The organism is Fluviicola taffensis DSM 16823, from assembly GCF_943372375.1.
Lineage (GTDB): Bacteria > Bacteroidota > Bacteroidia > Flavobacteriales_D > Crocinitomicaceae > Fluviicola > Fluviicola taffensis_A.
In genome coordinates, this window is sequence record NZ_CALRYJ010000031.1 from 1 (window position 1) to 5,187 (window position 5,187).

At 47.4% G+C, this 5,187-nt stretch carries 2 tRNA genes and 3 rRNA genes; all 5 read left to right on the plus strand.

Annotated elements, in window-relative coordinates:
• Nucleotides 1–84 precede the first annotated feature (84 nt).
• Nucleotides 85–1,584: ribosomal RNA gene (locus AAG807_RS20990) — 16S ribosomal RNA — on the plus strand.
• A gap of 144 nt (nucleotides 1,585–1,728) precedes the next feature.
• Nucleotides 1,729–1,805, plus strand: a tRNA-Ile gene (locus tag AAG807_RS20995).
• An 18-nt stretch (nucleotides 1,806–1,823) separates the two neighbouring features.
• A tRNA-Ala gene (locus tag AAG807_RS21000) sits at nucleotides 1,824–1,897 on the plus strand.
• A 207-nt stretch (nucleotides 1,898–2,104) separates the two neighbouring features.
• Nucleotides 2,105–4,920, plus strand: a 23S ribosomal RNA gene (locus tag AAG807_RS21005).
• Nucleotides 4,921–5,033: 113 nt separating this feature from the next.
• Nucleotides 5,034–5,145, plus strand: a 5S ribosomal RNA gene (rrf, locus tag AAG807_RS21010).
• Together the 16S, 23S and 5S rRNA genes with 2 tRNA genes alongside form the textbook arrangement of a ribosomal RNA operon.
• The last annotated feature ends 42 nt before the right edge of the window (nucleotides 5,146–5,187 follow it).

A 5,187-nucleotide genomic window follows, 5' to 3' on the forward strand; every position in this document is an offset into this window, starting at 1 on the left:
ATTAGTTGAATAAAGTTCATTAACTTATTGGGAAAACGAATGCGACGTTTAATTTAATTAAGTAGTCAGGCAAACTTGATATTTACAATGGAGAGTTTGATCCTGGCTCAGGATGAACGCTAGCGGCGGGCTTAATACATGCAAGTCAAGGGGTAGCAATACACCGGCGTACGGGTGCGTAACGCGTATGGAACCTGCCCTTATCTGGGGGATAACTCGGGGAAACTCGAGCTAATACCGCATAAGATAGTAGAATGGCATCATTCAGCTATTAAAGATTTATTGGATAAGGATGGCCATGCGTAAGATTAGATAGTTGGCGAGGTAACGGCTCACCAAGTCTACGATCTTTAGGGGCTCTGAGAGGAGAATCCCCCACACTGGCACTGAGATACGGGCCAGACTCCTACGGGAGGCAGCAGTAGGGAATATTGGGCAATGGGCGGAAGCCTGACCCAGCCACGCCGCGTGCAGGAAGACGGCCCTCTGGGTTGTAAACTGCTTTTAACTGGGAAGAAAAGAGGCCTTGCGAGGCAAGTTGACGGTACCAGTTGAATAAGCCACGGCTAACTACGTGCCAGCAGCCGCGGTAATACGTAGGTGGCGAGCGTTATCCGGATTTATTGGGTTTAAAGGGAGCGTAGGCGGCTGATTAAGTCAGCGGTGAAAGGTAGCAGCTTAACTGTTTTACATGCCGTTGATACTGGTTAGCTTGAGTTGACAGAAGGCAGATAGAATTCCTGATGTAGCGGTGAAATGCTTAGATATCAGGAGGAATACCGATTGCGAAGGCAGTCTGCTGCAGTCACACTGACGCTGAGGCTCGAAGGTGCGGGGATCAAACAGGATTAGATACCCTGGTAGTCCGCACAGTAAACGATGATTACTAGATGTTGGCCAAGCCAGTGTCCAAGGGAAACCGATAAGTAATCCACCTGGGGAGTACGCCGGCAACGGTGAAACTCAAAGGAATTGACGGGGGTCCGCACAAGCGGTGGAGCATGTGGTTTAATTCGATGATACGCGAGGAACCTTACCTGGACTAGAATGTGAGGGAATGTATTAGAAATAGTACAGTCAGCAATGACCCGAAACAAGGTGCTGCATGGCTGTCGTCAGTTCGTGCCGTGAGGTGTTGGGTTAAGTCCCGCAACGAACGCAACCCCTGTTGTCTGTTGCCAGCGAGTTAAGTCGGGGACTCAGACAAGACTGCCTACGCAAGTAGAGAGGAAGGAGGGGACGACGTCAAGTCATCATGGCCCTTACGTCCAGGGCAACACACGTGCTACAATGGGCGATACAGAGTGTTGCGAGCTAGTAATAGTAAGCCAATCACAAAAAGTCGTTCACAGTTCGGATTGAGGTCTGCAACTCGACCTCATGAAGCTGGAATCGCTAGTAATCGAATATCAGCTATGATTCGGTGAATACGTTCCCGGACCTTGTACACACCGCCCGTCAAGCCATGGAAGTTGGGTAGACCTGAAGCGGAAGGTAAAAGATTTCGTTAGGGTAGAATCAGTAACTAGGGCTAAGTCGTAACAAGGTAGCCGTACCGGAAGGTGCGGCTGGAACACCTCCTTTTTAGAGATTTTCTAAACAGAAAAAAAACGACTTGACACTTTATTTTTAGATTAGCATTTGTTTTCCCAAAAAAGTTATGTTTTGAAAGCATTATAGAGAGATCGATCGGACGATTACGTAATTATGTAATATTTCTGATTATAGGGGCTTGTAGCTCAGGTGGTTAGAGCGTTACACTGATAATGTAAAGGTCCGTGGTTCGAGTCCACGCAGGCCCACCAAGAAGTTGAAAGACATAAGGGGGATTAGCTCAGCTGGCTAGAGCACCTGCTTTGCAAGCAGGGGGTCAACGGTTCGACTCCGTTATTCTCCACAAATTTTAGTAATAGATTAGCTATAACAATTATCGATAAAGGACTGATAGTTGAGTTAATTGTAGGAAAGAAGGGTATTTATACCACTATTTAATTTTTTATATCTAATAATGATATTGGCGAAGCACAGCTTGATTAGCTAATATCTGATATATGAGATTGAAAAGAGTTCATTGACATGTTGGCAGAGAGATAAAAGTATAATAGTAAGAGTTATATAAGGGCGTACGGAGGATGCCTAGGGTCTCAGAGGCGAAGAAGGACGTGATAAGCTGCGATAAGCTACGGGGATTGGCACATACAAGTTAATCCGTAGATTTCCGAATGGGGCAACCCAATGGTTTGAAGAACCATTACTATACAAAGTATAGAGCTAACCCGGTGAACTGAAACATCTAAGTAACCGGAGGAATAAAAAACAACAGTGATTCCGCAAGTAGTGGCGAGCGAACGCGGAGAAGCCCAAACCTATTTTGTTACGGCAAAGTAGGGGTTATAGGACTGCATTTAGAAGATTAAATTAAGCTGAACAGATTGGGAAGTCTGGCGATACAGTGTGATAGCCACGTAAGCGTAAGATTTAATGGACGAGCAGTATCCTGAGTAGGTGGGGACCAGTGGAATCCCCTCTGAATTAAGCGGTACCATCCGCTAAGGCTAAATACTCCTGAGACACCGATAGTGAACAAGTACTGTGAAGGAAAGGTGAAAAGCACCGAGAGTATCGGAGTGAAAAAGAACCTGAAACCGTACGCTTACAAGCGGTCGGAGCTGGCAAGTCCAGTGACGGCGTGCCTTTTGCATAATGACCCTACGAGTTACGGTCACCGGCAAGATTAAGACATTCAGTGTCGTAGTCGAAGCGAAAGCAAGTCTGAATAGGGCGAATAGTCGGTGGCTGTAGACGCGAAACCTTGTGATCTACCCATGGTCAGGATGAAGTGTTGGTAACACAACATGGAGGTCCGAACCAGTTAACGTTGAAAAGTTTTTGGATGAACTGTGGGTAGGGGTGAAAGGCTAATCAAACTGGGAAATAGCTCGTACTCTCCGAAATGTATTTAGGTACAGCGTCGAGGTTGAGTTATGTCGAGGTAGAGCTACTAATAGGATGCGGGGGAGTCAAATCCTACCAAATTCTGATAAACTCCGAATGCGGCATAATATACTCGGCAGTGAGGGCTTGGGTGCTAAGGTCCAAGTCCGAAAGGGAAAGAACCCAGAACTACAGCTAAGGTCTCTAAATTTACACTAAGTTGAACTAAGGAAGTCTGACTGCAGTGACAGCCAGGATGTTTGCTTGGAAGCAGCAATCATTTAAAGAGTGCGTAACAGCTCACTGGTCGAGCGGGGCGGGCATCGATAATAAACGGGCATCAAGTGTAGTACCGAAGCTTAGTCAAGGCGTAAGTCTTGGGTAGGAGAGCATTCTATTCGCGGTGAATGTGTACTGTGAGGTATGCTGGAGCGTATAGAAAAGCAAATGTAGGGATAAGTAGCGATAATGTATGTGAGAACCATACACACCGAAAGACTCAGGATTCCTCAGCTACGTCAATCAACTGAGGGTTAGTCGGGACCTAAGGATAAGGCGAAGGCCGAAGCCGATGGCAAATGGGTTAATATTCCCATACTGGTGATAGTGCGATGCGGGGACGGAGTGAAGAGTTTTGTACGTCCTGACGGAATAGGGCGTTGAGAGGAGGTTTAGGCTGAATCGAACGAGATGAATTGCTTCCAAGAAAAGCCGCTAAGCTTCAGCTATTTACCACCCGTACCGTAAACCGACACAGGTAGTCGAGGCGAGAAGCCTAAGGTGCTCGAGTGAATCACAGCTAAGGAACTCGGCAAATTAACCCTGTAACTTCGGGAGAAGGGGAGCCTGCAGCAATGTAGGCCGCAGAGAAATGGCCCAGGCGACTGTTTAACAAAAACACATGGCTTTGCGAAGTTTAATGACGACGTATAAGGCCTGACACCTGCCCGGTGCTGGAAGGTTAAGAGGGGATGTCATCGCAAGAGAAGCATTGAATCGAAGCCCCAGTAAACGGCGGCCGTAACTATAACGGTCCTAAGGTAGCGAAATTCCTTGTCGGGTAAGTTCCGACCTGCACGAATGGTGTAACGATCTGGGCACTGTCTCAGCTGTGAGCTCGGCGAAATTGTAGTAACGGTGAAGATGCCGTTTACCCGCCACGGGACGGAAAGACCCCGTGAACCTTTACTATAGCTTAACGTTGAATTCGGGTAACTGATGTGTAGGATAGGTGGGAAGCTGTGAAGTGGTGTCGCTAGGCATTGTGGAGCTAACGTTGAAATACCACCCTTTGGTTATTTGGATTCTAACTTGCCTAAGGCGAGGACACCGTTTGGTGGGTAGTTTGACTGGGGTGGTCGCCTCCAAAAGAGTAACGGAGGCTTCCAAAGGTGACCTCAGCACGCTTGGTAACCGTGCGTTGAGTGCAATAGCATAAGGTCGCTTGACAGTGAGACCTACAAGTCGAGCTGGATGGAAACATGGGTATAGTGATCCGGCGGTTCTGTATGGAAGGGCCGTCGCTCAAAGGATAAAAGGTACTCCGGGGATAACAGGCTGATCTCCCCCAAGAGCTCACATCGACGGGGAGGTTTGGCACCTCGATGTCGGCTCGTCACATCCTGGGGCTGGAGAAGGTCCCAAGGGTTCGGCTGTTCGCCGATTAAAGTGGCACGCGAGCTGGGTTCAGAACGTCGTGAGACAGTTCGGTCCCTATCTGTGGTGGGCGTAGGAAGATTGAGAGGTTCTGACTTTAGTACGAGAGGACCGAGTTGGACGTACCTCTGGTGCATCTGTTGTCTTGCCAAGGGCACGGCAGAGTAGCCAAGTACGGACGGGATAAACGCTGAAAGCATCTAAGTGTGAAACCCACCTCAAGATGAGTCTTCCATTGAGATTCGTAATAGACTATTACGTTGATAGGTTACAGGTGTAGCAGTGGTAACACTAAGCCGAGTAATACTAATGAATCGAGGACTCTTATATTTTATTATGCTTTTATCTTTCTGTAACATAAGTCATGAATGATTAAGAAGAGATTAGACGATAGATGTCAGACAAGAGATAGTATCAAAGTCGGGTCGTAGTCGAAAGAGCTTCATGGTGTTTATAGGGCGGGTGTTCACCTCTTCCCATCTCGAACAGAGAAGTTAAGCCCCGCACCGCCGATGGTACTGAGTTCAAACTCGGGAGAGTAGGTAGACGCCAGAATTTTATTAGTAAAAGAGTAACCTCGAAAAGGTTACTCTTTTT